Source organism: Rhizobium sp. 16-488-2b (assembly GCF_017741815.1).
Taxonomy (GTDB): domain Bacteria; phylum Pseudomonadota; class Alphaproteobacteria; order Rhizobiales; family Rhizobiaceae; genus Rhizobium.
This window is the reverse complement of sequence record NZ_JAGHMF010000003.1, coordinates 557791-584332: the sequence shown is the minus strand read 5'-3', so window position 1 is coordinate 584332 and position 26542 is coordinate 557791. Positions and strand designations below refer to the sequence as shown.

Here is a 26542-nt window from a genome sequence, read left to right as displayed (position 1 = left end):
GCTGGGCGTGCCCGCTCGCTCGACCTTCATTGTTTGGCGTAGACCTCAACCGCGGGTCGATCTCCCCCCTTGTGGGGGAGATGTCCGGCAGGACAGAGGGGGGTGCCCCGCGACACAACGGTCGCTCAGACGGACGTCCCCTACCCCGCCGCCTTCTCCTTCAGCCGTCGTTCCCTGCAGGCATCGAGCGCGCGGTCGATGATCAGGCTTGGCGCCAGATGGTCCTCGAAGGTCATTTCCACCTCGATGACCCGGCACTTGGAGGCCAGTGTCTCGGCCTTGCCGTGATGACCCGTGAGGCGCACGAAGTCCTTGGAGGTGGTGACGATCTGGAGGTCGTCGCGGGCTGCGGTTTCGAGGATGTCGTCGATCTCGTCGTCGGTCAGGTGCTCGTGATCGCCGAAGGAGCGGCGGGCGACGGTTTCGGCGCCGATGCCGTCCACCGTGCGAAAGAACTTCGAGGGATCGGCGATGCCGGCGAAGGCGAGCACCCGGCGGCCCTTCAGGTCGGCGCCGTCGGAGACGGTGACGGTGGCGGTGAAATAGGGCTTGGCGGCGCGGGCCGCGATGCGCACGATCTGGTCGGCGGCGGCACCCGCGCCGACCTTCAAAAGTGCTGTTGCGTAGCGCAGCTGCAACTTGATCGGCGCGCGCACCGGGCCACCCGGAACGATGTGACCGTTGCCGAGGCCGCGCGTGGCATCGATGACGAGCAGCGCGTAGTCGATGGCGAGGCGCGCGCTCTGGAAGCCGTCATCCATGATGATCAGGTCGGCGCCTTCCTTGACGAGGCGCCTGGCGCCCTCTACCCGGCGGCGGGAAATGACGGTGAGCGCCTCGCGGGCGAGAAGCAGCGGTTCATCGCCGACGGCCACGGCGCGGTGGTGGCCGGCATCGACCACGGTCGTCACATCGAGCGAGCCGCCATAGCCTCGGCTGAGGAAGCCGGGGGTCAGACCCTTGGCCTTGGCGGCACGGGCAATCGCGATCGCGGTCGGTGTCTTGCCGGCGCCGCCGACGGTGAAATTGCCGACGCAGATGACGGGCACAGGCACGGAAGCGCGCTTGGCGTTGACCATGCGGTAGCCGGAGATACGGCCGTAAAGAAAGGAGATCGGATAAAGCGTCCAGGCGCGCCAATCGGCTTTCGTCCACCAGAACGGTGGCGCTTCGGATACCATCTTTGCCGTCCTGCCTTTCGCGCCACCGGCCCGCTCAACGCGGACGTCACCCCTAACCGGGCGAAAAGAGAAGGCAATTTTCAAGAAAAAGCAAGCCTTTGGTCGATCAGGCGAACTGCAGGTCGGGCAGCAGCCCTTCGAGTTCGGTGATATCGTTGAGGCAATGATCGCTGGCGGCGGCGAGCGATTCCCGCGATCCGGTGCCGGTCAAAACAGCGACCGTCAGCCCCACCTTGGCGTTGCGGCCCATGTGCAGATCGTGGTTGTTGTCGCCGACGACAGCGACTTCCGAGGGGTCGAGACGGGTTGCCGCGCAGAAGCCGAGCACCATGCCTGGCTCCGGTTTGGTGCCGTGGCCGCTGTCGTAGCCGGCGACGTAATCGATGTAATCGGCAAAGCCGAAGCGCTTGGCCGTCTGGCGGATCGAGCGCTCATTGTCGCTGGAGGCGACGCCGAGCTTGAAGCCGCGCGCATGCAGGCGCGCGAAGAAAGCGGCGAGATCGGTGACCGGCACGGAGAAATCGGCGGCATGCGCAAAGAGTTCGTCGAGCCTTACCGTCAGCTCGTCGACCGGGACCGTCGAGCCGGCGGCGACGAGGCCATCCGAAATCTGGCGCGTATTGCCGGCGGCGAGCAGGCTGTCGGGAACGATGTGGCCGGTGACGGGATCCATGCCGCAGGCAAGCAGCAGGCGGTCGGCCAATGCAGCGTCGTCCCTGGCGGCGATGCGTGCCAGCTCGCGGTTCACGGGCAGCCAGCTCTCATCGTAGTCGAGAAGCGTGCCGTCCTTGTCGAACAGGATACCCTTGATCGCCTGCATAGCCTTGTCCCTAGCTCTAAAGCGCCTCGCGATCTTTCAGATTCGCTCGTTGCGCTTTAGCTGTTTGTTTTACCGCATGTCGTTATCGCAAAACCGCTTCACTTTTGCGCGACATGCTCTAGCGTTGCGCCGCCGCCTTCGGCAGCAGTCTGGCCTTCACCGTCAGCGGGTTGATGTAGGGCTCGAGACCCTTCATCGTCGCCGTCAGCGCACCGCGCATTTCTTGCACGGCGGCGGCTCCGGCCTCGATCATATTGCGGCGCGCCGGGTCGTTGGTCAGCAAATAATGCACGCCTTTGGCCAGCATCTCGGTGTCGCGCACCATGCGGGCGCTGCCACGGCGGGCGAGGCGCTGATAGGCCTCGCGGAAATTCTGGACGTTACTGCCCGACAGCACCGCGCAGCCGAGCATGGCGGGCTCCAGCGGGTTCTGCCCGCCCTCGCCGAACAGCGAGCGGCCGACGAAGGCGACCTCAGTCATGCGCAGATAGAGCCCCATCTCGCCGATCGTATCGCCGAGGAAAACGTCGATATCGGGTGTCAGCGCATCGTCGCGGGTGCGGCGGGCGACTTTCAGCCCCTGCTTGACCAGCTCCGCCTCGATCGCATCGGCGCGCTCGGGATGGCGCGGCACGATGATCGTCAGCTGGCCGTTGCGCTCCTTCAGCGTGCGGTGCACGATGCCGGCGGCCTTCTCCTCGCCATCGAAGGTGGAGATTGCCGCCCATGTCTTGCGGTCGCCGACCTGCTGCTGGTAGCGGGCGAAGGTGGCGGGGTCATAGGACGGCGCGTCGGTATCGACCTTGAGATTGCCAGACATCAGCACCTGGCGAGCGCCCAGATCGCGGAAGCGCTCGGCATCGACATCGGATTGGGCGATGACAAGCGCCAGGTTCTCGAACAGCGCCTCGGCCAGCGCCTGGCGGCGCGTCCAGCGGGCGAAGGAGCGGTCGGACATGCGGGCGTTGACGAGGATCTGCGGAATGCGACGGCGGCCGAGCTCCATGACGGTTGCCGGCCAGATCTCGGATTCGGCGATCAGCGCGCAATCGGGCTGCCAGTAATTGAGGAAGCGGCTCACGGCGGGCTTCAGGTCGAGCGGCACATATTGGTGGATGACTTCGTTGCCGACGCGCTCGGCGGCGAGCTTGGCGGAGGTGACGGTGCCTGTGGTCAGGATGACGTGGACGTCGCGGCGACGTATCTCGCGGATAAGGGGAATGACGGCGTTCATTTCGCCGACGCTTGCGGCGTGGAACCAGACCAGCGGGCCGGCCGGGCGATCGGCGCTCGCGTAACCGGAGCGCTCAAGCCGCCTAGCCCTGTCTTCCTTGCCCTTGGCGGCGCGATAGGTCAGGTAGCCGCCGACGAAGGGCGTGATCAACGTCCCAACCGCCTGATAAGCGCCCAGCGCCAAACGCGCCATGCGGCCGCTCATATAACACGTCTCCGATCAACGATGATCGACATCAACCCATTCCCAAATATCATTGCGGCCGAAATGACCGATCAGTTTGTTCAGAATGCGTCAACAACCACCCCTATGCCCGGATAAGGCAGGCGGCTGGGTAAAACAGGGCCGCAAGGGCCGAAAATTATTTGCCGGACTTGTCTTCGGGATCAAGCAAGCGGTGCATATGGACAATAAAATAGCGCATGTGGGCATTATCGACGGTCGACTGCGCCTTGGACTTCCAGGCCGTCAGTGCAGATGCGTAATCAGGGAAGATGCCGACGATATCCAGGCCAGAGAGGTCGCGGAACTGCACGTCATCGAGACTTTCCAGTTCGCCGCCAAACACGAGGTGCAACAGTTGCTTCTTTTCACCGGACTTGGTCATTTCAGTCACTTCCTTCATCTGCTCCTCCGCCGTTTCATCTGAGGGATTTTGACGGAAACGTCAACTGCTCAGCGCGCGGCGATAGGGGATAGAAATTCATTCAACAGCGGCTCGGAGCCGGCGCAAAGCTCGCCGTGTCTCACATCCGCGCGGTTATAGGTCAGCGCCGTTCCGTCGAGATTGACGAGACGGCCGCCTGCCCTTTCCAGAATGAGATCGGCGGCGGCCAGATCCCAGTCATGGGAATTGCGCTTCACGAAGGTGCCGTCGATCGCCGCATCGGCCACCATGGCGACGCGATAGGCAAGAGAGGGCACGTGCTTGACGCGCTCGATCCTGCTGCGCAGCGGCTCTTTAAAGCCGTTTAGCACATCCTCGGCAATGGCGAAGCGAACGGGCGGCTTCGGCTCCGATACGCGGATCGGCAGGCCGTTCTTCAAGGCGATGCCACCGGCGACCGCTTCATAGAGTTCATCGAGTGCCGGCGCGTTGAGCACGCCTGCCACCGGCCGGCCCTTGTGGACGACGGCGACGCTGACGCACCAGAGCTTCTGGCCGGCGAGGAAGCCGCGCGTGCCGTCGATCGGATCGATGATAAAGAGCGTGTCGCGCGACAGGCGATCGGCGCTATCCTCGGTCTCCTCAGATAGCCAGCCGTAATCCGGCCGGGCGGCGCGCAGCAGGGTTTCGAGGATTTCATTGGCGGCGAAATCGGCGGCGCTGACCGGCGAGCGGCCCTCGTTCTTCCACCAGACCTCCGGCGACTGGTTGAAATGGCTGAGCGCCACGGCACCCGCCCGCTTTGCAGCGTCGGCGATCAGGTCCAGATCGCTCTGCCAGCGGGCATTGTCCACGTCGCTCATCCCAAGTTCCAATCCGTCAGCGGCTAGAGCATGTCGCGCAAAAGTGTGAAGCGGTTTTGCGATGAAGACATGCGGTAAAAGAAAGACCTAAAGCGCAACGAGCGAATCTGAAAGATCGCGACGCACTTTAGCCCGCGATCACCGTCCGGCCAGCGTCATTCCCTCGATCGCGATGGTCGGGGCAGCTACCCCGTACTTGCGGTCGATATCGTTGGCAGGCGTTACCCGCATGAACATCTCCTTGAGGTTCGATGCAATGGTCACTTCCGAAACCGCGAAGGTCAATTCACCGTTTTCGATCCAGAAACCGGTGGCGCCACGGCTGTATTCGCCGGTGATCATGTTGACGCCCTGGCCGATCAGCTCGGTGACGTAGAAGCCGTTGCCGACGCCGCGGATCAGGTCCTCGGGCGAGATATCGCCGGGCTCAAGCGCCAGGTTGGTCGAGGCTGGCGTCACGGCATTGCCGCCGCGCACGCCACGGCCGTTGGTTTCCATGCCGATCTCGCGGGCAGTCGACGTCGAAAGGAACCAGTGCTTCAGCACGCCGTCCTCGATCATCACCATGCGCTCGCCGGAAACACCTTCGCCATCGAAGGGGCGCGAGGCGGGGCCGCGCACGATCATCGGATCGTCGGTGATCGAGAGGCCGGATTTCAGTACCTGCTCGCCCATCTTGTCGCGCAAGAAGCTGGTCTTGCGGGCAACCGATGCACCGTTGATGGCGCCGGCGATGTGGCCGACGAAGCCGCGGGCGATACGCGGATCGAAGATGACGGTGACGTTTTTGCCGGTATCGACCTGGCGCGGTTTCAGGCGCTTGACGGCGCGCTCGCCGGCGCGACGGCCGATCTCGGCGGGATCGTCCAGCTCGGAGAAATAGATGCGGCTGTCGAAATCGTAGTCGCGCTCCATGCCGGTGCCCTCGCCGGCGATGACGCTGACGGAGCGGCCGAAGCGCGAGCCCATGTAGCTGCCTTCAAAGCCGTGCGAGGTGACAAGCACCATGCCGCCGCGACCGGCCGAAGCGCCGGCGCCCGAGGAATTGGTGACGCCATTGACCGCAAGGCCGGCTGCTTCCGTTGCAAGCGCTGCCTCGCGCAGCTGATCGGCGGAGACCTCGGTGCTGTCGAGCAACTGCAGGTCTGGATAGGATTTGGCGAGCCGGCTCTCATCGGCGAGGCACGCGAAGGGATCTTCCGGCGAGACCTTGGCCATGGCGACCGCGCGCTCGGCGAGCACCGACATGTCGAAGCCCGGATTGGCCGAAACGCTGGCGACACGCTTGCCGACAAAGACGCGTAGCGAAAAATCATCGCTCTCGGAGGATTCGGTTTCCTCCACCTTGCCGAGCCGCACGCTGACGGATTGCGAGCGAGAGCGGACGACCACCGCATCGGCGGCATCGGCACCCGCCTTCTTGGCGAGATCGATCAGCTGGCTGGCGCGGGAGAGAAGCGTCGAGGAATCAATTTCAGAGGACATGGTTTGGCCTTTCCTTCGCGTTCCATTTATTGTGCGCTACGGAAAGCATCAAGGCCGACAGTGCCGATTCTTTTTCGCGCTGCTTGCGCAACCATGACCATTGAAAGAAGCTTAGCTGATGTCCGAGCCCAACGCCCTCTTCACCGAAACGATCCTGCTGCTCGGCGGCACCGTCGTTTCGGCCCCGATCTTCAAGCGGCTGGGGCTTGGAACGGTACTCGGCTATCTCGCCGCCGGCGTGGTGATCGGCCCGATTTTTCACGGGCTGACGGATGGCGAGCAGATCCTCAACGTCGCCGAGCTCGGCGTCGTTTTCCTGCTTTTCATCATCGGGCTGGAGCTGAAACCGAGCCGTCTCTGGCAGATGCGGCGCGACATCTTCGGGCTAGGAACGGCGCAGGTGATCCTCACGGGGCTGGTGCTGACGGCGCTCGCTGATCTCTCCGGCCTGCTCGACTGGCGCGGCAGCATCATCGCCGGCTTCGGGCTGGCGCTGTCTTCCACCGCGTTTGCCATGCAGATCCTTGAGGATGACGGCGATGTCAGCACGCGTTATGGCCAGCGCTCCTTCTCCATGCTGCTATTCCAGGACCTCGCCATCGTGCCGCTGCTGGCGCTGATCAACATTCTCGACACCGGCAAGGGCCACGGCACGCCGATCGTCGACTTCGGGATCGCCATCGGCGCCGTCGGCGCGATGATCGTGATGGGGCGCTATCTGCTGACGCCGCTGTTCCAGATCATCGCCAGCACCGGCGCGCGCGAGGCGATGATCGCGGCAGCACTTTTCGTCGTCATGGGATCGGCGGCGCTGATGCAGATGGCCGGGCTATCTATGGCGATGGGGGCGTTTCTGGCCGGCGTGATGCTGGCAGAATCCTCTTATCGGCACGAATTGGAAGCGGATATCGAGCCCTTCCGCGGCGTGCTTCTCGCCATCTTCTTCATCGCCGTCGGCCTGTCGCTGCAGCTCGACGTTCTCTGGGACAACGCGCTGGTCATCCTCGTCACCGTGCCTGTCGTGATGGCGGCGAAGGCGCTGATCATATACGGGCTCTGCCGGCTGACCGGCTCCGATCACAATGACGCGATCCGCATCGCCTTCCTGCTGCCGCAGGGTGGGGAATTCGGCTTCGTCTTGTTTTCGACGGCAGGCGCCTCGTCGCTCATGCCTTCGAGCACGGCGTCTCTCCTGATCGCCATCGTGACGCTCTCCATGGCGCTGACGCCCATCGGCACCAAGCTTGCCAGAAGGCTCGAGAGCAGCGAGACGAAGGAGACGCTGGAAGAGGATTTCGAAGGTGCCGGCGCCGACGTGCTGATGATCGGCTTCTCGCGTTTCGGCCAGATCGCGGCGCAGATCCTGCTCGCCGGTGGTCGCGCGGTGACCGTCATCGATACCTCCGCCGATCGTATCCGCCAGGCCTCGTCCTTCGGCTTTCGCATCTATTTCGGCGACGGCACGCGCAAGGACGTGCTGCGGGCGTCCGGCATCGACCACGCCAAGATCGTCGTCGTCTGCACGCAGAAGCGGGAAGTGACCGACAAGATCGTCGAGCTAGTGCAGGCCGACTATCCCGAAGCCAAGCTCTTCGTGCGCTCCTACGACCGCGTCCACTCGATCGCGCTGCGCAACCTCAATGTCGACTACGAACTGCGCGAGACGCTGGAATCGGGCTTGCTGTTCGGCCGCCGGACGCTGGAAGCACTCGGCATCAGCGAGGCCGCCGCCTACGAGATCGGCGAAGACATCCGCCGCCGCGACGAACAGCGACTGGTGCTGCAGGTCACCGAGGGACTGCAGGCAGGCCGCGACATGCTCTACTCGCAGCCGGTCAAGCCGGAACCGCTGGTCAAGCCGAAGCGGACGATGGATTTCTCGCAGGACCCGCTGGCGGGAACGGGGGATGCGGTGGCGGATGCTTAGTCCTGCCAGGGCTTTTCCACGCGCATGAGCCGTCGAAAACCATCATTGCATGGCGGCTGATCCAAGATTTGGAGATAGTGGTCGTAGCTTGAGGCCGAGACCAACGCGACCGGGCAATCGGCAAGGGCATCCTCGGCGACGCGCTGCGCGGCATCGACTATGAACTCGGCGCCTGTCTGCCCACGTAGCTTCGCGGCGCGGTCGATCAGTGACCAGACGTCGTCGGACGCTTTCAATGTGACTGTACGCATTGGTGGGTTCGCGTTGCTCATGACGCCCTCCTACGCGGACGTTATCACAGCCGCTCGGATCTCGCATGCGCCTCGATCGCCCCATCCAGCGCATATTTCAGCTCGTCCTTGACGCCTTGGGACATGGCCAGCACTTCGCGGGCCTTCAAAAAATCCATGACGCCGGTGCGGCCGACGGCGGGGCGGAGGAAGATGTGGGGGGGCTGGATGCGGAGTTTGAGGGTAATCGCCGTCTGCATCATTAACTGGCCGGAGCCGAAGATGCTCTCCATGCGGTTCGGGATATGGGTGCCGTCGCCCTCGGGCGCGCCGACGACATCGATGCCGATGACGATATCGGCGCGGTCCATCAGGCACTCATAGGGAACGGGATTGCTGATGCCGCCGTCGATCATCACCCGGCCATGCAGCCGGACCGGCATGAAGACGGCGGGGATGGCGGAAGAGGCTGCGAGCGCCGGAAACAGCTGGCCTTCGCTCACCAGCACTTCTTGCTGGCCGTAATAATCGGTGGCGGTCACCGTCATCGGGATCGGCAGATCCTCGAAGCGATCGGGGAGATCGGCGGGCAAGAAGGCCTTCAGGATACGTTCGAGGTTGAACTGGCCGATGCGCACGCCGTTCGCCACCGCATCACGCACCGTCTGCGGGCGAAGGCCCCAGAGGCGGCTCACCACGGCGGTCTTGTTGCCGACGGTCATCAGCGCATGTTCGCGGATTGCCTCGCCGGTCATGCCGGCCGCCATGCCGGCGCCCATGATGGCGCCGATCGATGAACCCGATATCGCCACCGGGCGGATACCGAGCTCGTCGAGCGTTTCAATGACGTGGATGTGAGCGAGGCCGCGGGCACCACCGCCGCCGAACGCAATCGCGATACGCGGCGACGCGCCGGAGGCGACATCTTCGAGAGCAGGGAACGCGGAACTGGTCTTTTCGGCCTGCTGTGTCACCCTTTACCCCCGATAGCCGCTACCTACTCCGGCTGGTAGCGGTAGAAATGCACCCTGGTATCGCCGAAAATCCGGCTTTCCAAGAACAGATAGGAAGGATCGACCGAAACGGCAACGTCGGCGCGCTCCTCAAGCACGGCAATCGCGCCCGGAAACAGCCAACCACCCCTCGCGGCCGCAGCCATTGCCTTTTCGCCGAGACCCTTGCCATAGGGCGGGTCGGCGAAGAGGAACTGGAACGGCTCGAGATTGCCGACGCTGCCGAGATCGGTCGCGTCGCGTCTCAGGATGCGCGTCTTGCCGTGCAGGCCGAGCGCATCGATGTTCTCCCAGAGCAGCCCCCTGCCCTCGACGCTGTTTTCAACGAAAAGCGCATGGCGGCAGCCGCGCGAGACGGCTTCCAGACCGACCGCGCCGGTGCCGGCAAAGAGATCGAGTATCCGGGTGCCATCGACGCATTCCGGATAGGCATGGCTCAGAATATTGAACAGGCTCTCACGCGTCCGGTCGGCAGTCGGCCGGATGTCGTTGGATTTAGGCACGGCGAGCGACCGTCCGCGAAACTCACCGCCGACGATCCGCACCGCGTCCTATTCCCTTGCCTTTTGGTCCACCACGAGACGGCCCGCCCGAGGGCTTGCCACCGCCACCGGGACGATCGCCCGAGGGCTTGCCCGAAAAACTCTTCGCACCCGGCTTGGAGCCACCGGGCTTGCCGCCAAAGCTCTTGCCACGCGGCCCGTCACCACGCGGCTTGTCGCCGAAGGGACGATCGCCTCTCGGGCGCTCGCCCTGGGGACGGTCGCCACGTGGCCGGTCGCCATACGAACGCTCGCCGGCCGGACGCTCGGAGCGAGCCTCGCCGGAGAAACGGTTGGCGCGGGGACGCTCGTCGCCCTCTTCGCGCGGACGGCGCGGCTTGTCGCCGAACGGCCGATCGCCACGTGGCGGACGATCCCCGAAAGGCCGATCGCCACGTGGTGGGCGGTCGCCGAAGGAACGGGGACGGTCGTCGCCGTCTTCACGCGGACGTCGGTCGCCGCGAGGCTTTCCTGCGAATGGGCGGTCGCCGGCTGGCCGGTCACCACGGGGAGGACGATCACCAAAAGGCCGATCGCCGCGTGGTGGGCGGTCGCCGAAAGAGCGCGGACGGTCGCCATCCTCGCGGGGCTTGCGCTCGCCACGCGGCTTGTCGCCAAAGGGACGGTCGCCACGGGGTGGGCGATCACCATAAGGCCGGTCGCCGCGTGCCGTGCGGTCGCCGCCGGAGCGGTCACCGCGATCACCGAAGGAGCGGTCGCCACGGGGACGGTCACCGAAGCCGCGATCGCCGCGCTTGCGGTCGTCGTCGCGGCTCACATCGCTGGAGCGGATCCATTCGCCCTCTTCGTCGCGGGCGCGGTTGATCTGCACGCGCGGACCTTCGTCGTAGCTTGTCGGCTGCGGCTTGGAACGGCCGGGCTTTTCGCCACGGCGCAGAGCCGTCTGGGCGTTCTTCTCGGCCTTGGCGGCTGCCTTTTCGCCGAGCGGACGGGCGCCTGGCGCCATCCAGACATTGGCATTGCGGCGGCTGCCGAGCGCGGGACGCTTCGGGCCTTCATCCTTGCGGTCGCCACCACGGCTTGGGCCACGGTCGCGATCGCCGCCACGGCGGTCGTCGCGTTTATCATCGCGCTTGGTATCGAGGCGGCTCAGCGCGCGTTCGCGCTTGTCTTCCGGCTTCCACGAGCGCTCGCGGCGCTCGGGCCTGGCGTCGGCTTCCTCTTCCTCGGTCACGGCGGGCGCGTTGTAGATCGGCGCGTCGAAATTGGCCTTGGCGTCCTCGATCAGGCGCGGGCCGAGCTGGTCGCGCAGGGTGCGGCCACGCACTTCGATCACCGCACGCTCGGGGATATCGCCGAGCTGGAATGGGCCGTAGGAGATACGGATCAGGCGGTTGACGTCGAGCCCAAGCGCGCCGAGCACGTTCTTGATTTCGCGGTTCTTGCCTTCGCGCAGGCCCATGGTGAGCCAGACGTTGGAGCCCTGCACCTTGTCGAGCGTCGCCTCAATGGCGCCATAGAGCACGCCGTCGACAGCGATGCCGTCCTTCAGCTTGTCGAGCGCTTCCTGATCGATCTCTCCGTGGGCGCGCACGCGGTAACGGCGTAGCCAGCCTGTCGTCGGCAGCTCCAGCGCACGCGCAAGGCCCCCGTCGTTGGTCAAGAGCAGCAGACCTTCGGTGTTGATATCGAGACGTCCGATCGACATGACGCGCGGCAGATCGTCCGGCAAGTTGTCAAATACGGTCGGGCGGCCTTCCGGATCGGCATTGGTGGTCACCAGGCCGGCGGGCTTGTGGTAGAGCCACAGACGGGTGCGCTCGATGCCGCGGATCGGCATGCCGTCGACTTCTATTCTGTCGGTCAGCGTGACGTTGACGACGGGCGTATCCAGCGGCTTGCCGTTCAGCGTGACGCGGCCATCGAGGATCATGCGCTCGATATCGCGACGCGAGGCAACGCCGGCGCGCGCCATCACCTTGGAGATGCGTTCCGCCTTGCTGTCGCTCGTCACGTCGGACACGGCATCCGCCTTGTCAGCCGATTTTGCGAACTTCCTTGCGGGCTTCTCGCCCGATTTCGCGCCGGTATCGCGCGGGGATGGCTTGCCACCCGGCCGTTTTGGCTTGTCTTTGAATGTCATTTGTTGTTTGCCTGCCTTTTGGGGCCTTCTATCAGTTCGCGCCCCTGCGGTTAAGTGGAAATTGTCGGATCGTGAAGACAAATCAATTTATGGAGCTGGCGCTTGAGGAAGCGCGTGCCGCGGGCGCGCGCGGCGAGGTGCCTATCGGCGCGGTCGTCGTCCTCGACGGCATCGTAATCGCCTCATCCGGCAACCGCACCCGCGAGCTCAACGACATCACCGCGCATGCCGAAATTGCTGCCATCCGCATGGCCTGCGAGGCGCTCGGCCAGGAGCGGCTGACGGGCGCCGACCTTTATGTGACGCTGGAACCCTGCACCATGTGCGCGGCGGCCATCTCGTTCGCCCGCATCCGCCGGCTCTATTATGGGGCGGAGGATCCGAAGGGTGGCGGGGTGGATAGCGGGGTGCGGTTTTACGCGCAACCGACATGTCATCATGCGCCGGAGGTGTATTCGGGGATGAGCGAGGTGCAGGCGGCGGAGATCCTGCGGGGGTTCTTTCAGGGGAAGCGGGATTAGGGGCGCTTCGCGCGCTCAGGGGAGGTTTTACCGTGCGGTACCCCCCTCTGCCCTGCCGGGCATCTCCCCCACAGGTGGGGAGATTGGATGGGCGCAGCCGCTCGCTCCACGTTGATTGGTTGGCGTAAACCTCACCGCAAGTCGATCTCCCCCCTTGTGGGGGAGATGTCCGGCAGGACAGAGGGGGGTGCCACACGGCACAACACCAGCATCAGTGCCGAACGAAACTCAGAAAGCGGGGGATTAACCCTCGCCCAAAACCTTACTGCAGCAAGTTCCACCACTGCTTGCCGGAGCCGGCGACCGCGGCTTCCTTTTTCTTCTTCTTCATCTTCTTCAGCTCAGGCTCGCCGAGATCGTCGAGCTTGGCGGGATCGTCGATCTGGCGGTATTCGGTCGGCGGATCGGAGATGTAGCGGCGCTGGTCGATGTAGGCGCCCTTCTGGATGGCGCGGGCTTCTCGGAAGGCCTTGGCCTGGGCTTCCGTCGTGCGGCGGCCGCCTTCGACCTCGTTGTTGGCGAGCGGCGACTGGTAGCCGGACTTGTCGCTGTTCTCGTCGGCTTCCTTGACGAGGCGGGCGCGGGTTTCCTCAGGCGATTCGACCCACTGCGGATTGTCCTTGCTGGCGATCGATTCCTGCGGCGCGACCAGGTTTTCCTTGTCGCCGGCCTTCGGAACCACGAGGCCGGGACGCGGATTGTACTTCACGCCCTTGTTCTTGGGCTCGGCGCCGGTCAGCGAGGTGGACTGGCCAAGGTCATCGGTCAGCTGCTGAAATGCCGTCTTGTCCGTGCCGTAGCGGGGGCTGCTCGTGCAGCTCGACATCATCGCAGTGCCTGCCATCGCAACAGTCAGGCATGCGCCCAAACGGAACCAACGCTTCGATAACATGAAAACCCTTCCAGCCATGCCGGTGCAGTCAATGCTAAACCGGACATCCTCCCCGTGACGGAAAAATCCGGCCAATTTCAGGCAGCTTTTACCGGATGAACCGCGATAGCGCAATTCATCCGGTAACTTTCTTCGGTTTATGCCGCAAGTTCGCGCAAAGCGGCAGCATCGCGGGCCGAGACATCGGGATACTCGGGATCAGAGCCGACATCCGTCGTGATGCGCCACGAGCGGGCGCACTTCACACCTTCGGCAAGCTTCGGCTCGACGCTGACGCCGGCCACTTCAGGCAGACGGAACGCGTCCGACGGGCCATCGTTGCCCTCGATGACGATGCCCGAGGTGATGCAGATCTCCTCGAAGTCCTGACCTTCAAGCGCCTTCAGGAGCTCGGCGTCGGCGATGTGGACGACAGGGGCTGCTTCCAGCGAGGAGCCGATGCGCTTGTCCTTGCGCTCGATTTCCAGAGCACCGGTGACGACCGTACGGACGGCGCGGATCTTCTTCCACTTCTCGGCCAGCGCCTCGTTCCTCCAGCTGGCCGGAACTTCCGGGAACTGCTCAAGGTGAACGGAGACGGCACCGGGGTTGCGCGACAGCCATGCTTCTTCGGTGGTGAAGGGCAGCATCGGGGCGAGCCAGGTCACCATACAATCGAAGATGTTGCGGATGACATGCAGGCTGGCGCGGCGGCGCAGGCTCGAGGGCGCGTCGCAATAGAGCGCATCCTTACGGACGTCGAAGTAGAAGGCCGAGAGCTCGACATTGGCGAAATCGATCAGCGCGCGGGCGATCTTCTTGAAGTCGAAGGCGTCGTAGTTATCGCGCACCAACTGGTCGAGCTCGGCCAGGCGATGGAGCATCAGCTGCTCCAGCTCCGGCATTTCGGAAACCGCGAAAGTCTCGCCCTTGTCGTGCGCCAGCGTGCCGAGCATCCAGCGGATGGTGTTGCGCAGCTTTCTGTAGGCGTCGACATTGGTCTGGATGATCGTCTTGCCGACGCGCAGGTCGTCGGCATAGTCGGAGGTCATGACCCAGAGGCGCAGGATGTCGGCGCCGGCATCCTTCATGATCTCCTGCGGCGAGGTGACGTTGCCCTTGGACTTCGACATCTTCTCGCCCTTCTCGTCCATGGTGAAGCCATGGGTGAGAACGGCGTTGTAAGGCGCGCGGCCACGGGTGGCGGCCGATTCCAGCAGCGACGAGTGGAACCAGCCGCGATGCTGGTCGGAGCCTTCGAGATAGAGATCGGCCGGCCACTTAAGGTCCGGGCGGTCTTCCAGCGTAAAGGTATGGGTCGAGCCACTGTCGAACCAAACGTCGAGGATGTCCATGACCTGGGTCCACTTGGCATGGTCGTGACCGTTGCCGAGGAAGCGATCCTTGGCGCCTTCGGCGAACCAGGCATCGGCACCTTCGACGTCGAAGGCTTCGAGGATGCGATTGTTGACCTCTTCGTCCTGCAAGACGTTGCCGTCCTCATCGGCAAAGACGCAGATCGGAACGCCCCAGGCGCGCTGACGCGAAAGCACCCAGTCCGGACGCTGCTCGATCATGGCGCGCAGGCGGTTCTGGCCGGCAGCGGGTACAAAGCGGGTGTCGTCGATGGCGTTCAGCGCACGGGTGCGCAGCGTCGTGCCGTCCTTGAGGTCCTTGTCCATATAGACGAACCACTGCGGCGTATTGCGGAAGATGATCGGCTTCTTGGAGCGCCAGGAATGCGGATAGGAATGCTTCAGGCGGCCACGGGCAAAGAGAGCATTGCGCTCGATCAGCGTCTTGATGACGCGCTCGTTGGCATCGCCCTTCTTGCCGTTGTCGTCCATGACGCGTGCGCCCTCGAAGCCGGGGGCGTCAGCGGTATAGGTGCCGCTGTCGTCGACCGGGAACGGGATGCGCGTGTCGATGCCGCGGGCCTCGAGTTCCTTCGCACCGGACATCCAGGCCTCGAAGTCTTCGCGGCCATGCGAAGGGGCGGTGTGAACGAAGCCGGTACCGGCGTCATCGGTGACGTGGTCGCCGGCAAGCAGCGGCACGTCGAATTCATAGCCGCCGCCGAGGCCCTTGAGCGGATGGGCGGTCGTGAGTGATGCCATCTCGTCGGCTGAGAGGCCGCGCAGGCGCTTGAAGGTGAGCTTGGCCTTCTTTGCGGACTCTTCGGCCAGCGCGTCAGCGAAGATCAGCTTCTCGCCAGACTGCGGGCCGAAGTCGTTTTCAGCAGCCGTGATCTCATAGAGACCGTAGGCGACCTTCGGCGAGTAGGCGATGGCGCGGTTGCCGGGGATCGTCCACGGCGTTGTCGTCCAGATGACGACATGGGCATCGGCCAGCTCGCCTTCGCCACCCACGACCGGGAATTTCACCCAGATCATATCACTCTCGACGTCGTGGTACTCGACCTCGGCTTCTGCCAGCGCCGTGCGTTCGACCACTGACCACATGATCGGCTTCGAGCCGCGATAGAGCTGGCCGCTCATGGCGATCTTCAACAGTTCGCCGGCGATGCGGCTTTCGGCGTGGAAGTTCATCGTCAGATAGGGATTGTCGAAGTCGCCTTCGATGCCCAAGCGCTTGAACTCGTCGCCCTGGATCTTGATCCACTTTTCAGCGTAAGCGCGGCATTCCTTGCGGAACTCGATCATCGCGTCGGCCTGCTTGAGGTCGGGCTTGGCCTTGCCCTTGGCGCGGTAGTTCTCTTCCTCGATCTTCCACTCGATCGGAAGGCCGTGGCAATCCCAGCCGGGAACGTAATTGGCATCGAAGCCGCGCATCTGGAACGAGCGGTTGATGACGTCCTTCAGGATCTTGTTCAGCGCGTGGCCGATATGGATGTTGCCGTTGGCGTAGGGAGGGCCGTCGTGGAGGACAAATTTCTCGCGGCCGGCGGCCGACGCGCGCAGCTTCTTGTAGAGACCCATCTCCTGCCAGCGGGCGACCGTTTCCGGCTCCTTCTGCGGCAGGCCGGCGCGCATCGGGAAATCGGTTTCGGGGAGATAGAGGGTCTTGGAGTAATCGATCTTTTCGGCTGTATCGGTCATGTCTGGCAATCGTCTCTTCTAGCGATCGTGCTTTACGCCTCGCAAACGGGCGCAACGGACTTGGAAATATCGTGGTGGCGGAAGCGCTCTGAGGTCGAGCGCCGAAAACCCGGACCTTCCGGCCGCTTAGCGCGCGCGGAAGGCCGGGCCGATAATTCGTATCGTGATCGCCAGCCGGAATGTGTTCATCGCGCCGGTTCATAGGCGCTTTTACAGGGAAAAGGAAGAGGAGATCGACCGTCGGAAGGCTGCATTTGCAGTCTGGCCATTTGCGCTTATATTTATGGGCAAATGGCACAGGAGGCTTCGATGGTGAGTAGCGCAGCGCAAGCTCGAGACGACTCTACGCTGGCGCTTGTGGAGACGGCGAGCGGAAGCAAACAACCACGGTTTGATAGCGGCTCGATCGAGACGCTGAAGAACTACGGCTTTTCGATGGATGAGATTTACCGGTTTGTTGCGCCGCGCCGGACGCTCGCGCGACGGCTAGAACTGGGCGAGCCGCTAACTCTTGCCGAAAATGACAGCGCGCAGAGACTTCTACGCGTCAGTCAACATGCCGATCGTGTTTTCGGGGAGCGTGAGAAGGCCCAACGCTGGCTTCGCAAACCCAGCCGAGCCCTGAACGGGGTCGTGCCTTTTGACCTGTTACAGTCAGAAACGGGAGCACGGCTCGTCGAAGAGGAGCTAATCAGGATCGATCACGGGATCTATATCTGACCGTGTATCTCTGGCGAATATCGAAACACGTTGACTTGAGCGGACGGGGCGGCCTGCTTGCATCGGGCCGCTGGAATTTCGCTGGCCTACCTGTCGTCTATTGCTGCGACCATCCGTCAACAACACTTCTGGAAGTCATCGTTCATACGGACCCTGAGGACATTCCATCCGAATACACGCTCCTGAAGATCAATTGCCCCGACAATCTCCCGACAAGGAGACTGGACGATCGTGACGTCGATCTTTCTGATCTGGACGCCACACAAGAATTCGGATCGGCTTTGCTGCTAGAGAAAGAGGCATGCCTTCTCGACGTGCAGTGCGTGATCATGCCGGAGGCGCGCAATGTGCTGATCAATCCCCTGCATGCGCGAGCCGGTGAGATCATCATCGAAGACGTCAAGACATATCCGTTTGACAGCCGACTACTTCGTTCCTGACTTCATAGCGTGAGGGCCGCGGCGTCACCCGCAGCCCTCCCCTCACAACACGCTCAAGCCCGAGCCACAGCCTTGCCCGGCACCACCGCATTCACCACCACCGCGACGATGATATTCACCGCCAGCGCCAAGAGGCCGATGTAGATCGTGAACGAGGTCTCACCCATCGTCACCGGCTGCAGAGGTTTCCAGCCATTAAGCCAGACCAGATAGGTGCCTCCGAAGAAGCCGACGAACCAGCCGGCAAGCAGGCCGGGGGCGCGGAACCAGTTGGTATAGAGGCCGAAGACCAGGGCCGGGAGCGTCTGCAGGATCCAGATGCCGCCGAGAAGCTGGAGGTCGAGGGCGAATTGGGTGGGGAGGAAGATGATGACCAGAAGCGCGCCGACCTTGACGACCAGCGACGTCATCTTCGCGACCTTTGCTTCGCCCGCATCCGTTACTTGTGGGTTGACATAGGCTTTCCAGAAGTTGCGGGTGAAGAGGTTGGCGGCGCCAATACTCATCACCGCCGCCGGCACCAGCGCGCCGATGGCGATGGCGGCGAAGGCGAAGCCGGCGAACCAGCTGGGGAAGAGCGTCTGGAACAGCGCCGGTACCACGTCATTGGCGCTGTCGAGCTTGAGGCCGGCGGCGTGGCCCATGTAGCCGAGCAGCGCCAAGAGGCCGAGCAGCAGCGTATAGGCGGGCAGCAGCACCGCGTTCTTGCGGATGGTGTTGCCGCTGTTGGAAGCGAAGATGCCGGTCAGCGTGTGCGGATACATGAAGGCCGCGAGTGCCGAGCCGAGCGCCAGCGTCGCATAGGCGACATACTGGTTGGAGCCGAGCAGCAGGCTGCCGGAGCCCTTGGCCTGGAAGGCGGCGTCGGCGGAAGCGAAGACATTGGCGTAGCCGCCGAGCTTCGAGGGGATCAGCGCCACGGCGGCGATCACCACGATATAGATCATGATGTCCTTGACGAAGGCGATCAGTGCCGGCGCCCTCAGGCCCGCCGAATAGGTGTAGAGCGCAAGCACGATGAAGGCGATGGCGAGCGGCACCTCGCCATGCAGGCCGAGCGCCTTCAGCGCCGCCGTCATACCGACGAGCTGCAGGGCGATATAGGGCATGGTGGCGATGACGCCTGTTGCCGCGACCGCAAGCTCCAGCCCGCGCGAGCCATACTGGCCATGGACGACGTCGCCCGCCGTGACATAGCCGAAGTCCCGCGCCCGCTTCCAGAGCACCGGCATGACCATGAAGACGAATGGGTAGACCACGATCGTATAGGGCAGCGCGAAGAAGCCGTAGGCGCCGACGGTGTAGACGAGTGCCGGAACAGCGATGACGGTGTAGGCGGTGTAGAAATCGCCACCAACCAGGAACCAGGTGATCCAGGTGCCGAAGGAGCGGCCGCCGAGGCCCCATTCGTCGATATGCGCCATGGTCTCGGGTCGGCGCCACCGTGAGGCGACGAAGCCCATGACGGTGACGAGGACAAAGAAGAAAATGAAGACGCTGAGCGCCGTGATGTTGAGATCAGTCGTCATTGCGCATGCTCCGGTAGGCGATCCAGGTCAGGAAGGCGGTGATCGGCACCCAGAGGAGCTGATACCAGTAGAAGAAGGGGAAGCCGAAAAGAACCGGATCGTGGAAATTGTAGAAGGGGACCCAGAGCAGCCCGATATAGGGAATGATGAGCAGCCAGCAGGCCGCCGTTCCAAATCTTTTGTCCATGGGGAGAGTGCCTTTCGCGGATCGGGCGCGGCTTATCCGCGTCTTATCAGATAGATGACATATGCCAGCCGGCTCGCTCGGCAAGCATCCTTGCCGCGAAAAAGACACAGTTTGTGCCTGGGCAGGCACGTGTCAGGTGCAGATCCTCCCTCGCCACGCCGCTTTCCTCGCGTGCCTTCACATTCAATTCAAATATTGCTAATATACTATAAGTTGATTTCAATCTGGCGTTACATGGTTCCAGGCGGTGGCTCGTGGCGAAATCGCCGCGCGCAAAGGGCTGTCTGTTTTCAGCGAGAGGGGCGCGGATGCAACATGTGATCGATAGCGACCGTGTCGCGGAGGGCCGTCGGTCGGTCTACCTGCATGAGGTTGTCGAGGCCTCGCCCCTGCCGTTGATCGATCTTTCCCGATCGCGTTTCGACGACGATGATTTTCATGTGCGCTTCAGCGGCCGCCTGCTCGGGGATGCCTATCTCACGCGTTTCGAGGCGAGTTCCGTGGTGCTGGCGCGCAGCGAGAAGGAGATATCCGAGCGCTCCAGCAACATGCTGCTGCTGGCGATGCTGAACACCGGCAGCTACGAGCAGACGTTCGGCTATCATGAAGCGCTTCCGCGCACCGGCCCCGGCGACATTCTGCTGCTAGACCTCGACGGACCGCAGGCGGTTTCCTTCGCCCGACACTCGGTGACCACGTGCGCCTATGTCCCGCGCGGCCATTTCAAGCCGTTTCTCGATGATGCCACGCTGCTCAATCCCGCGCTGCTGCGTCCTGACAACGAGCTCTACGGCCTGCTTGTGGCCTGCTTCTCCGCGTGTTGCGCGATGCAGAAGCCGCAGCCCGCCGCCAGCACGGCGGCTCTCAGCACCCTGACACGGCTGGTGATGATCGCGCAGGGTCTGCATCCGCTTGCGCATGGCGAGCTTCAAGGCTCCGTCCGCGATGCGAGACGGCAGCGGGCGCAGCAGTTCATCGCGCGTCACTATGATGATCCCCGGCTGACCCCGCAGGCGATCGCCGATCATCTCGGTGTATCGGTCCGCTCGCTCAACATGGCTTTCGAACCGAGCGGTGTGGGCGTGGCGGGCTCGATCCTGGCAGCGCGGCTTGATTGGGCAAAGGGCATGCTCATCAATTGCCCGCAGCGGTCCGTTCTCGACGTGGCGCTTGCCTGCGGCTTCAACAATCTGAGCAGCTTCTACCGCAGCTTCGCGCAATCCTTTGGCGCACCGCCTGGGGAATTTCGCCGGATTGCGCAGATCGAGAATGACGATTTCGCGGATCGCCACGACGCGAGGGTGGCAAAGCTGTAGAACACGGCCGGGCGAGCAGACCGGCCACGATCGGCGGTATCCCGCAATGCCACATAGCAGACAGGGTGTTTGAGGGGCTGCACTTGCGGCCGTCGGCGGCGACCGGCGACCGCAAGTGCTGGATGCCCAACTGCGCCCTCGGTTCGATCTCCTTTTTCGAGGGCATGTCCATGGACGTCTTTCCATATCATGCGGCCGGCTCGGGATTTCTGCTCGGCGCCAGCCTGATCTTTTCGATCGGCCCGCAAAACCTCGCCTTGATCAATGCAGGGCTCGCGCGCGACCACATGCTGCTCGTCGCCAGCATCGGCTATGTCTCGGAAATCGTGCTTGTCGGCATCGGGCTGATGGGCTTTCAAGCGTCGCCCGGCGCCCATCCCGGCGCTACGGCGGCGCTGCACCTGCTCGGTATCCTGTTCCTCGTCTTTTACGGCGTCTGCGCCATCCGCCGCAGCCTGCAGCGCACACCGGCGACGGACGACGGCATCGTCGCAAGCTGCCGCACGCGCTGGAACGCCACCGTCTCCATGCTTGCCGTCACCTGGCTCAATCCGCTCGTCTATGTCGAGATCGTGCTGCTCGTCGGCCTTGTCGCATCCGCCTTTGAAACGCGTATCCGCATCTGGTTCGGCGCCGGCTTCCTGCTCGCCTCGGCGGTGCGTTTCTACGGCTGGAGCCTGACCGGGCAGATGCTGCGATCCTGGCTCGGGCATCCGGCGCGGCGACGGCAGTTCGCGATGATCTCGGGCTGCCTGCTGCTCGGCTCGGCAGCGATGCTGGCGGCGCGGGCGGCGCACCGCCTTGTCGTGGTCTGAGCCGCCATGTCGAAGCGGAGCGCCTATGTCTCGCTGATCCTCGCCGCGGCCTTCTGGGGCTTCGGCAACATCGCACAGAAGACAGTACTGACGCATATGGGCCCGCTATCGGCCACCATGCTGCGCTGCCTGATCGGGGCGCTGGTGATGCTGCCGCTGGCGGCCCTCGAGCGCAACGATGTGCGGGGACATGGCGCGGGGTGGACGAAAAGTATCCTGCGTGTTGCGCTGACCTTCACCGTGGCGATCGCGATCCAGCAGACGGCCTATGTCAACGCCACGGTCGTCAATGCGAGCTTCCTGGTCAACACCGCCACCGTGCTCACGCCTGTCGTGGCATGGGCTTCTTTCGGCGAGACGACGCGACGGCTGGGCGTCTTCGCGGCCTGCCTGACGCTTGCGGGCATCGGGCTGATGGCCGATGGGATCGGCGGCTTCGCGGCGCTGAACACGGGCGATGTCGCCTGCCTGGTCTCCGCCGTCTTTTATGCTTTCTGGATGGTGCTCCTCGGGCGCCACGCGCGGCGTTATGGCGGGCCGTTCACGTCGGCCTTCGTGCAATTCGCGATCGCCGCGCTGCTCTTGATGCCGGTGGCGCCGCTGCTGGAGCCGCTGACGGGCGAGATGATGTGGCGGGCGGCACCGGAACTGGCGATGCTCGGCATTCTCTCCACCGCGGCCGCTTTCGGGCTGCAGACTTATGCGCAGCGTCATGTGCCGGCATCTAAGGCGGCGGTGCTCGTCTCCGGCGAGAGCATATTCGGCGCGATCGGCGCTTGCCTCGTCTTGCTGGAGCGGCCGCCTGTAATGGCCTGCGTCGGGGCAGCGCTGATCTTTCTGTCGATCGTCATCGTGACGATCGAGCCGGAGGATCCCGTGGCGGCATTGCTTCAACGCAATGCGGAAGAGGAATGAAGCCCTAAACGAGACCGCAGAGCTTGCGGTCGAGCTCGCTGATCGGCTGGACGCCTGAGAGTACCGCCCTCGCCTCTTCCTTGTCGCGGTTCATCTGCTCCACCAGCGGATCCAGGCCGTCGAACTTCAGCTCCGGGCGCAGGTAGGAGAAGAAGGAGACGGAACAGATCTGGCCGTAGAGATCGCCGGAGAAATCGAAGACGAAGGTTTCGAGCAGCGGCGCGCCATTGTCGGTGACCGTCGGGCGGCGGCCGTAGCTGGCGACCGCGTCATGCATCGTGCCATCCTCGAAGCGGAAGCGGACGGCGTAGATGCCGGGCTTCAACTCGACCTCAGCCGGCAGGCGCATGTTGGCTGTCGGAAAGCCCAGCTGGCGGCCGAGCTTTTCGCCGCCGATCACCTCGGATTCGACCGTGTAGTGATAGCCGAGCAGGCCGGCGACCTCGCTGACCTCGCCTTCCTTCAACAACGCGCGGATGCGGCTGGAAGAGACCACGTCAGCGTTCTCATCGCGAAAGGTGTCGATCAGGGTGACGCCGAAGCCGTATTTATTGCCGGCATCCATGAGGAAGGCCGGGCCACCTTCGCGGCCACGGCCGAAATGGAAATCGACGCCGGTCACGACCTCGGATGCAGCCAGCCAATCCTTGAGGATCGAGTGGGTAAAATCGTCGGCCGAGCGCTGCGAAAAGGCGCGGTCGAACGGGTATTCGATGACCGCGCCGAAGCCCATGGCCTCGAGAATGCGGGCACGCAGCGGCGCGGGCGTCAGCCGGAAGACCGGTGTCTGCGGGTTGAAGACCGTCCGCGGATGCGGCTCGAAGGTGAGCACGAGGGCCGGAACGCCACGCGCCTCGGCGATCTCGAGCGCGCGCTCCAGCACCGACTGATGACCGCGATGGACACCGTCGAAATTGCCGATGGCGACCACACCGCCGTGCAGGTGATCGGGCAAGGGCTCTCGCGTTTCGTTGCGGTGGAAGACGGTCATCGGGCAGACTTTACTGATGCTTCGGGCTTAGGCAAGGCGGCTTCAGGTGCGTGGAGGCTCAGGCCAGACGCGGCATCCACCACTTCGGCGTTGCCTTCTCGCGTTCGAGATAGGCGGTGAGGATCGCCTCGTCGGTCTCGCCGTTCAGCGTGTATTCGGCCGCGTGGATGCCGCCGCTGATATAGAGAAGATCGAGACCGTAATCGAGGGCGCCGCGCACATCCGTCGGCATGCCGTCGCCGATCGCCAGGATACGGTCCATCTTGAGATCGCCACGCATTTCGCGGGCGACCGAGAGGACGGCGTCATAGATCGGCTTGTGCGGCTTGCCGGCGATGCGGGTCTTGCCGCCGAGCTGATCGTAATAGGCGGCCATGGCGCCGGCGCAGGGGATCATCTTGTGGCCGCGCTCGACGATCAGGTCGGGGTTGGCGCAGATCATCGGCACGTCGCGGGCCTGGAAGGCCTTGAGCATGTCGGTGTAATCCTCGGGCGTCTCGGTCTCGTCGTCGAAGAAGCCGGTGCAGACGACGCAATCGGCCTCCTCGGCGGAAACTCGGGTGACGCCGATGCCTTCGATGATGGCAATGTCGCGATCCGGGCCGAGCAGGAAGACCTTCTTCGGGCCTTCCGCGATCAGGCCACGGGTAACGTCGCCCGAGGTGACGATGCGATCATAGGCTTCGTCCTGGATGCCGATGATGCGGAGCTGATCGACGACGAGCGGCGCGATGCGCGGCGAATTGGTGATCAGGACGACCGTCAGGCCAGCCTCGCGCGCGGCCTGCAGGGCCGCGGCGGCCTTCGGAAAGGGCGAAACGCCGTTGTGCAACACGCCCCACACATCGCAGAACACCGCATCATAGTGGCTGGTGATCTCTGCGAAATTCTCGATGCGCTGCGCCATTTCAAAGTCCCGGTTTTCATTCGATGAGGGCTGACATCGCAAAGCCCCGCCGCGATGGCAAGAAATTTTGCAATGCAGAACGATGAAATTCTTGCGACCCGGTGCGCTCCGACGGCCTTCAGAGCAGCAGTTCGGCGCCCTTGATGGCGAGACCGGCAACAGCGCAAAGCCCCAGCACCTTGACCATGCCCATCTTCACGTAGAACAGCAGGACAGACGCGATCACGAAGATCGCCAGCGCCGCGATATCGATCGTGGCCCATTGGGGCCAGGCGAGGCTGACGATGGGAAGGCCAGCACCACGCGACAGAAGCGAGACGCGGCCGACCTCGGCGAAGAGCACATGCAGGCCGAACCAGAGCGACAGATTGAGGATGACGCCGACGACGGCTGATGTGATGGCCGACAGCGCCGCCGACAGAGCGGCATTGTCGCGCAGCTTCTCGACGAAGGGGGCGCCGGCGAAGATCCAGACGAAGCTCGGGACGAAGGTGGCCCAGGCGACCAGCGTGGCGCCGAGCGCGCCACCCATCAGCGGCGCCATGAAGAGCGGATTGCGGTAGCCGGCGAGGAAGCCGACGAAACAGAGGACGAGGACCAGCGGGCCGGGCGTGGTTTCGGCCAGCGCCAAGCCATCCAGCATCTCGCCCGGCTGCAGCCAGGCATAATGACCGACGGCGACCTGCGCGACATAGGTGAGCACCGCATAGGCGCCGCCGAAGGTGATGACCGCCATCTTGGAAAAGAAGATGAAGAGCGCGCCGAAGACATTGGTCTCTCCGCTGAGCGCCTCGGCGATAAAATCGGATGGCGCGTGCAGATTGCGGACGAGAAGCAACGGCGCCTGCCAGATGAGGATCCAGAAGACGAGAACGAGGAGCGGCCGGGCGACGGCATGGGTCGTAAACGTGGGCAGGCGGCGGGGCGATTGCGCTTTGGTTTCCTCGGCCTGCGCGTGGCGGCGGGCATAGCGGTACAGAGCGAAACCCGTGAGGCCGGCGAGGATCACGACGATGGGGAACGGCGCGTTCAGCATAAACAGCGCCAGGAAGGAGGCGCCGGCAATGTAATAGTGTGCGCGGGTTTTCAGCGCGCGGCGCGCAAGGCGCAGCAGCGCCTCGACGACGACGGCAAGGACGGCGGCCTTGAGGCCAAAAAACAGGGCGGGAAGCCAGGTCGTCTCCTGGAAGACGGCGTAGAGGGCGGAAAGCCCCAGCATGACCACGAAGCCGGGGAGAATGAAGAGCAGGCCGGCGAGGATGCCGCCGCGCACGCCATGCATCAGCCAGCCGATATAGGTGGCGAGCTGCTGCGCCTCGGGGCCTGGCAAAAGCATGCAGTAGTTCAGCGCGTGCAGGAAGCGATCCTCGGAGACCCAGCGCTTTTCGTCGACGATGGTCCGGTGCATCAGGGCGATCTGGCCGGCGGGGCCGCCGAAGCTCAGACAGCCGATCCTGGCCCAGACGCGGACGGCCTCGCCAAACGGCACCGATGCCACGCTGTCATCCGCCATCACCGCTCCGTCCACGCTCATATATACCCCCCTTTGCCGACCTCTGCCGGCTGCCCCTGTCGCTCGATATCACCCGTGTCAGGGCTGGACAATCCCGGCCCGGTGGCACGACCGAGACGCCGCTTCCTGTTGGCATTTCGCAAATTCCGGACACGGGTTTATGACAAAGCTCGGTGCCGGAAGATGCGGGCGGCCCCTGCCCTTTCCGGCATTAACCATGGAAGCGTTTTCATGACCTCGACATGCGCGCGGCAGGTTCACAACTTTGCCATCAAACGGCTATAGACACGGGGCGTCGGAAAATTACGACAGCTTCCCTTGACTCCCCAGATGGCCGCTCCTAAATGCAGGTCGCTAGCACTCACCAAGGTAGAGTGCTAACACCCATCCGTGTGGGCCATACCGGCCTGCGAGTGTCATTTGATCGAGGGATTAGACAATGGCAAGCACCAACTTCCGCCCCCTTCACGATCGCGTCGTTGTTCGCCGCGTTGAGTCCGAAGAAAAGACCAAGGGCGGCATCATCATTCCTGACACCGCCAAGGAAAAGCCGCAGGAAGGCGAAATCGTCGCCGTCGGCACCGGCGCTCGTGACGAGTCCGGCAAGGTCGTCGCTCTCGACGTCAAGGCTGGCGACCGCGTTCTGTTCGGCAAGTGGTCCGGCACCGAAGTCAAGATCAACGGCGAAGACCTTCTGATCATGAAGGAAGCCGACATCATGGGCATCATCGGCTAATCAGCCGGTTTCCCAT

The 26542-nt window shown here is 63.6% G+C and carries 25 protein-coding genes; 8 read left to right on the top strand and 17 right to left on the bottom strand.

Annotation, left to right across the window (positions count from 1 at the left end):
- Window positions 1–140: 140 nt before the first annotated feature.
- From lpxK to J5286_RS04465, 6 genes are all read right to left on the bottom strand, one after another.
- Entirely contained in the window at window positions 141–1181 is a 1041-nt protein-coding gene (gene lpxK / locus J5286_RS04490) for a tetraacyldisaccharide 4'-kinase (RefSeq protein WP_209189304.1), read from the bottom strand.
- A 106-nt stretch (window positions 1182–1287) separates the two neighbouring features.
- Window positions 1288–2001, bottom strand: a complete 714-nt coding sequence (locus J5286_RS04485) for an HAD family hydrolase (protein ID WP_209189302.1) — start codon at window positions 1999–2001, stop codon at window positions 1288–1290.
- A 118-nt stretch (window positions 2002–2119) separates the two neighbouring features.
- Window positions 2120–3439: a lipid IV(A) 3-deoxy-D-manno-octulosonic acid transferase gene (waaA, locus tag J5286_RS04480; RefSeq protein ID WP_209189300.1), complete on the bottom strand. Its 1320-nt coding sequence runs from the start codon at window positions 3437–3439 to the stop codon at window positions 2120–2122.
- A gap of 157 nt (window positions 3440–3596) precedes the next feature.
- The gene (locus J5286_RS04475) at window positions 3597–3842 is read right to left on the bottom strand and encodes a DUF4170 domain-containing protein (protein ID WP_026283020.1); all 246 of its coding nucleotides are present in this window, start codon (window positions 3840–3842) and stop codon (window positions 3597–3599) included.
- Between the two features lie 68 nt (window positions 3843–3910).
- A complete protein-coding gene (locus J5286_RS04470; RefSeq protein ID WP_113200540.1) occupies window positions 3911–4705 on the bottom strand; it encodes a 3'(2'),5'-bisphosphate nucleotidase CysQ in 795 nt (264 codons plus the stop codon).
- A 138-nt stretch (window positions 4706–4843) separates the two neighbouring features.
- On the bottom strand, window positions 4844–6190 hold the full coding sequence (locus J5286_RS04465; protein WP_209189299.1) for a TldD/PmbA family protein: 1347 nt from the start codon (window positions 6188–6190) through the stop codon (window positions 4844–4846).
- A gap of 118 nt (window positions 6191–6308) precedes the next feature.
- Between J5286_RS04465 and J5286_RS04460 the strand changes: the two genes are divergently transcribed.
- The gene (locus tag J5286_RS04460; RefSeq protein ID WP_209189298.1) at window positions 6309–8117 is read left to right on the top strand and encodes a monovalent cation:proton antiporter-2 (CPA2) family protein; all 1809 of its coding nucleotides are present in this window, start codon (window positions 6309–6311) and stop codon (window positions 8115–8117) included.
- Here the strand turns inward: J5286_RS04460 and J5286_RS04455 are convergent.
- Genes J5286_RS04455 through J5286_RS04440 form a run of 4 tightly spaced genes read right to left on the bottom strand, consistent with a single transcriptional unit; the run spans window position 8114 to window position 12006 of the window.
- Window positions 8114–8389, bottom strand: coding sequence for a type II toxin-antitoxin system TacA family antitoxin (locus J5286_RS04455; RefSeq protein ID WP_209189297.1), 276 nt, complete (start codon window positions 8387–8389; stop codon window positions 8114–8116). The genes J5286_RS04460 and J5286_RS04455 overlap by 4 nt on opposite strands.
- Window positions 8390–8412: 23 nt before the next feature.
- A complete protein-coding gene (locus J5286_RS04450) occupies window positions 8413–9321 on the bottom strand; it encodes a patatin-like phospholipase family protein (RefSeq protein ID WP_112944549.1) in 909 nt (302 codons plus the stop codon).
- A 23-nt stretch (window positions 9322–9344) separates the two neighbouring features.
- The gene (rsmD, locus tag J5286_RS04445) at window positions 9345–9905 is read right to left on the bottom strand and encodes a 16S rRNA (guanine(966)-N(2))-methyltransferase RsmD (RefSeq protein ID WP_112944550.1); all 561 of its coding nucleotides are present in this window, start codon (window positions 9903–9905) and stop codon (window positions 9345–9347) included.
- Window positions 9886–12006: a pseudouridine synthase gene (locus tag J5286_RS04440; RefSeq protein ID WP_209189296.1), complete on the bottom strand. Its 2121-nt coding sequence runs from the start codon at window positions 12004–12006 to the stop codon at window positions 9886–9888. Before J5286_RS04440 ends, rsmD begins: the two co-directional genes overlap by 20 nt.
- Window positions 12007–12095: 89 nt before the next feature.
- On the opposite strand from J5286_RS04440, the gene J5286_RS04435 reads away from it, so the two are divergent.
- A complete protein-coding gene (locus tag J5286_RS04435; protein ID WP_209189615.1) occupies window positions 12096–12527 on the top strand; it encodes a nucleoside deaminase in 432 nt (143 codons plus the stop codon).
- Between the two features lie 262 nt (window positions 12528–12789).
- Here the strand turns inward: J5286_RS04435 and J5286_RS04430 are convergent, their stop codons facing one another.
- On the bottom strand, window positions 12790–13419 hold the full coding sequence (locus tag J5286_RS04430; RefSeq protein ID WP_209189295.1) for a hypothetical protein: 630 nt from the start codon (window positions 13417–13419) through the stop codon (window positions 12790–12792).
- A 137-nt stretch (window positions 13420–13556) separates the two neighbouring features.
- Window positions 13557–16457: an isoleucine--tRNA ligase gene (gene ileS / locus J5286_RS04425; protein ID WP_209189294.1), complete on the bottom strand. Its 2901-nt coding sequence runs from the start codon at window positions 16455–16457 to the stop codon at window positions 13557–13559.
- Between the two features lie 309 nt (window positions 16458–16766).
- On the opposite strand from ileS, the gene J5286_RS04420 reads away from it, so the two are divergent.
- Both J5286_RS04420 and J5286_RS04415 read left to right on the top strand, forming a co-directional pair.
- On the top strand, window positions 16767–17177 hold the full coding sequence (locus tag J5286_RS04420) for an Xre family toxin-antitoxin system antitoxin (protein ID WP_209189293.1): 411 nt from the start codon (window positions 16767–16769) through the stop codon (window positions 17175–17177).
- 2 nt (window positions 17178–17179) lie between these two features.
- Window positions 17180–17617 carry an RES family NAD+ phosphorylase gene (locus J5286_RS04415; RefSeq protein WP_209189292.1) on the top strand — a complete coding sequence of 146 codons (438 nt, stop codon included), beginning with the start codon at window positions 17180–17182 and terminating at the stop codon, window positions 17615–17617.
- Window positions 17618–17670: 53 nt separating this feature from the next.
- Here J5286_RS04415 and mctP read toward each other — a convergent pair whose 3' ends face one another.
- A complete protein-coding gene (gene mctP / locus J5286_RS04410) occupies window positions 17671–19146 on the bottom strand; it encodes a monocarboxylate uptake permease MctP (RefSeq protein WP_209189291.1) in 1476 nt (491 codons plus the stop codon).
- On the bottom strand, window positions 19136–19333 hold the full coding sequence (locus J5286_RS04405) for a DUF3311 domain-containing protein (protein WP_018898575.1): 198 nt from the start codon (window positions 19331–19333) through the stop codon (window positions 19136–19138). Before J5286_RS04405 ends, mctP begins: the two co-directional genes overlap by 11 nt.
- A 308-nt stretch (window positions 19334–19641) precedes the next feature.
- Here J5286_RS04405 and J5286_RS04400 point away from each other — a divergent pair, with 308 nt between their 5' ends.
- The 3 genes from J5286_RS04400 to J5286_RS04390 all read left to right on the top strand — a co-directional run bounded on the left by J5286_RS04400 (window position 19642) and on the right by J5286_RS04390 (window position 22379).
- A complete protein-coding gene (locus J5286_RS04400) occupies window positions 19642–20649 on the top strand; it encodes a helix-turn-helix domain-containing protein (RefSeq protein ID WP_209189290.1) in 1008 nt (335 codons plus the stop codon).
- Window positions 20650–20819: 170 nt separating this feature from the next.
- Entirely contained in the window at window positions 20820–21464 is a 645-nt protein-coding gene (locus J5286_RS04395; protein WP_209189289.1) for a LysE/ArgO family amino acid transporter, read from the top strand.
- A 6-nt stretch (window positions 21465–21470) separates the two neighbouring features.
- Window positions 21471–22379 (top strand): DMT family transporter, encoded by a 909-nt coding sequence (locus J5286_RS04390; RefSeq protein WP_209189288.1) that lies wholly within the window; start codon window positions 21471–21473, stop codon window positions 22377–22379.
- Window positions 22380–22383: 4 nt separating this feature from the next.
- Here J5286_RS04390 and J5286_RS04385 read toward each other — a convergent pair whose 3' ends face one another.
- From J5286_RS04385 to chrA, 3 genes are all read right to left on the bottom strand, one after another.
- On the bottom strand, window positions 22384–23370 hold the full coding sequence (locus J5286_RS04385) for a bifunctional riboflavin kinase/FAD synthetase (protein WP_245205344.1): 987 nt from the start codon (window positions 23368–23370) through the stop codon (window positions 22384–22386).
- A gap of 58 nt (window positions 23371–23428) precedes the next feature.
- Window positions 23429–24277: a TIGR01459 family HAD-type hydrolase gene (locus J5286_RS04380; protein ID WP_209189287.1), complete on the bottom strand. Its 849-nt coding sequence runs from the start codon at window positions 24275–24277 to the stop codon at window positions 23429–23431.
- Between the two features lie 118 nt (window positions 24278–24395).
- The gene (gene chrA / locus J5286_RS04375; protein ID WP_209189286.1) at window positions 24396–25811 is read right to left on the bottom strand and encodes a chromate efflux transporter; all 1416 of its coding nucleotides are present in this window, start codon (window positions 25809–25811) and stop codon (window positions 24396–24398) included.
- Between the two features lie 418 nt (window positions 25812–26229).
- Here chrA and groES point away from each other — a divergent pair, with 418 nt between their 5' ends.
- Window positions 26230–26526 carry a co-chaperone GroES gene (gene groES, locus J5286_RS04370; protein ID WP_018898571.1) on the top strand — a complete coding sequence of 99 codons (297 nt, stop codon included), beginning with the start codon at window positions 26230–26232 and terminating at the stop codon, window positions 26524–26526.
- The last annotated feature ends 16 nt before the right edge of the window (window positions 26527–26542 follow it).

Excerpts from the sequence above, each read along its gene's own strand:
- lpxK (WP_209189304.1), bottom strand. The coding sequence starts at position 1,181 with ATGGTATCCGAAGCGCCACCGTTCTGGTGGACGAAAGCCGATTGGCGC.
- J5286_RS04485 (WP_209189302.1), bottom strand. The coding sequence starts at position 2,001 with ATGCAGGCGATCAAGGGTATCCTGTTCGACAAGGACGGCACGCTTCTC.
- waaA (WP_209189300.1), bottom strand. The coding sequence starts at position 3,439 with ATGAGCGGCCGCATGGCGCGTTTGGCGCTGGGCGCTTATCAGGCGGTT.
- J5286_RS04475 (WP_026283020.1), bottom strand. The coding sequence starts at position 3,842 with ATGACCAAGTCCGGTGAAAAGAAGCAACTGTTGCACCTCGTGTTTGGC.
- J5286_RS04470 (WP_113200540.1), bottom strand. The coding sequence starts at position 4,705 with ATGAGCGACGTGGACAATGCCCGCTGGCAGAGCGATCTGGACCTGATC.
- J5286_RS04465 (WP_209189299.1), bottom strand. The coding sequence starts at position 6,190 with ATGTCCTCTGAAATTGATTCCTCGACGCTTCTCTCCCGCGCCAGCCAG.
- J5286_RS04460 (WP_209189298.1), top strand. The coding sequence starts at position 6,309 with ATGTCCGAGCCCAACGCCCTCTTCACCGAAACGATCCTGCTGCTCGGC.
- J5286_RS04455 (WP_209189297.1), bottom strand. The coding sequence starts at position 8,389 with ATGAGCAACGCGAACCCACCAATGCGTACAGTCACATTGAAAGCGTCC.
- J5286_RS04440 (WP_209189296.1), bottom strand. The coding sequence starts at position 12,006 with ATGACATTCAAAGACAAGCCAAAACGGCCGGGTGGCAAGCCATCCCCG.
- J5286_RS04435 (WP_209189615.1), top strand. The coding sequence starts at position 12,096 with ATGGAGCTGGCGCTTGAGGAAGCGCGTGCCGCGGGCGCGCGCGGCGAG.
- J5286_RS04430 (WP_209189295.1), bottom strand. The coding sequence starts at position 13,419 with ATGTTATCGAAGCGTTGGTTCCGTTTGGGCGCATGCCTGACTGTTGCG.
- ileS (WP_209189294.1), bottom strand. The coding sequence starts at position 16,457 with ATGACCGATACAGCCGAAAAGATCGATTACTCCAAGACCCTCTATCTC.
- J5286_RS04420 (WP_209189293.1), top strand. The coding sequence starts at position 16,767 with ATGGTGAGTAGCGCAGCGCAAGCTCGAGACGACTCTACGCTGGCGCTT.
- mctP (WP_209189291.1), bottom strand. The coding sequence starts at position 19,146 with ATGACGACTGATCTCAACATCACGGCGCTCAGCGTCTTCATTTTCTTC.
- J5286_RS04405 (WP_018898575.1), bottom strand. The coding sequence starts at position 19,333 with ATGGACAAAAGATTTGGAACGGCGGCCTGCTGGCTGCTCATCATTCCC.
- J5286_RS04400 (WP_209189290.1), top strand. The coding sequence starts at position 19,642 with ATGCAACATGTGATCGATAGCGACCGTGTCGCGGAGGGCCGTCGGTCG.
- J5286_RS04395 (WP_209189289.1), top strand. The coding sequence starts at position 20,820 with ATGGACGTCTTTCCATATCATGCGGCCGGCTCGGGATTTCTGCTCGGC.
- J5286_RS04390 (WP_209189288.1), top strand. The coding sequence starts at position 21,471 with ATGTCGAAGCGGAGCGCCTATGTCTCGCTGATCCTCGCCGCGGCCTTC.
- J5286_RS04385 (WP_245205344.1), bottom strand. The coding sequence starts at position 23,370 with ATGACCGTCTTCCACCGCAACGAAACGCGAGAGCCCTTGCCCGATCAC.
- J5286_RS04380 (WP_209189287.1), bottom strand. The coding sequence starts at position 24,277 with ATGGCGCAGCGCATCGAGAATTTCGCAGAGATCACCAGCCACTATGAT.
- chrA (WP_209189286.1), bottom strand. The coding sequence starts at position 25,811 with ATGAGCGTGGACGGAGCGGTGATGGCGGATGACAGCGTGGCATCGGTG.
- groES (WP_018898571.1), top strand. The coding sequence starts at position 26,230 with ATGGCAAGCACCAACTTCCGCCCCCTTCACGATCGCGTCGTTGTTCGC.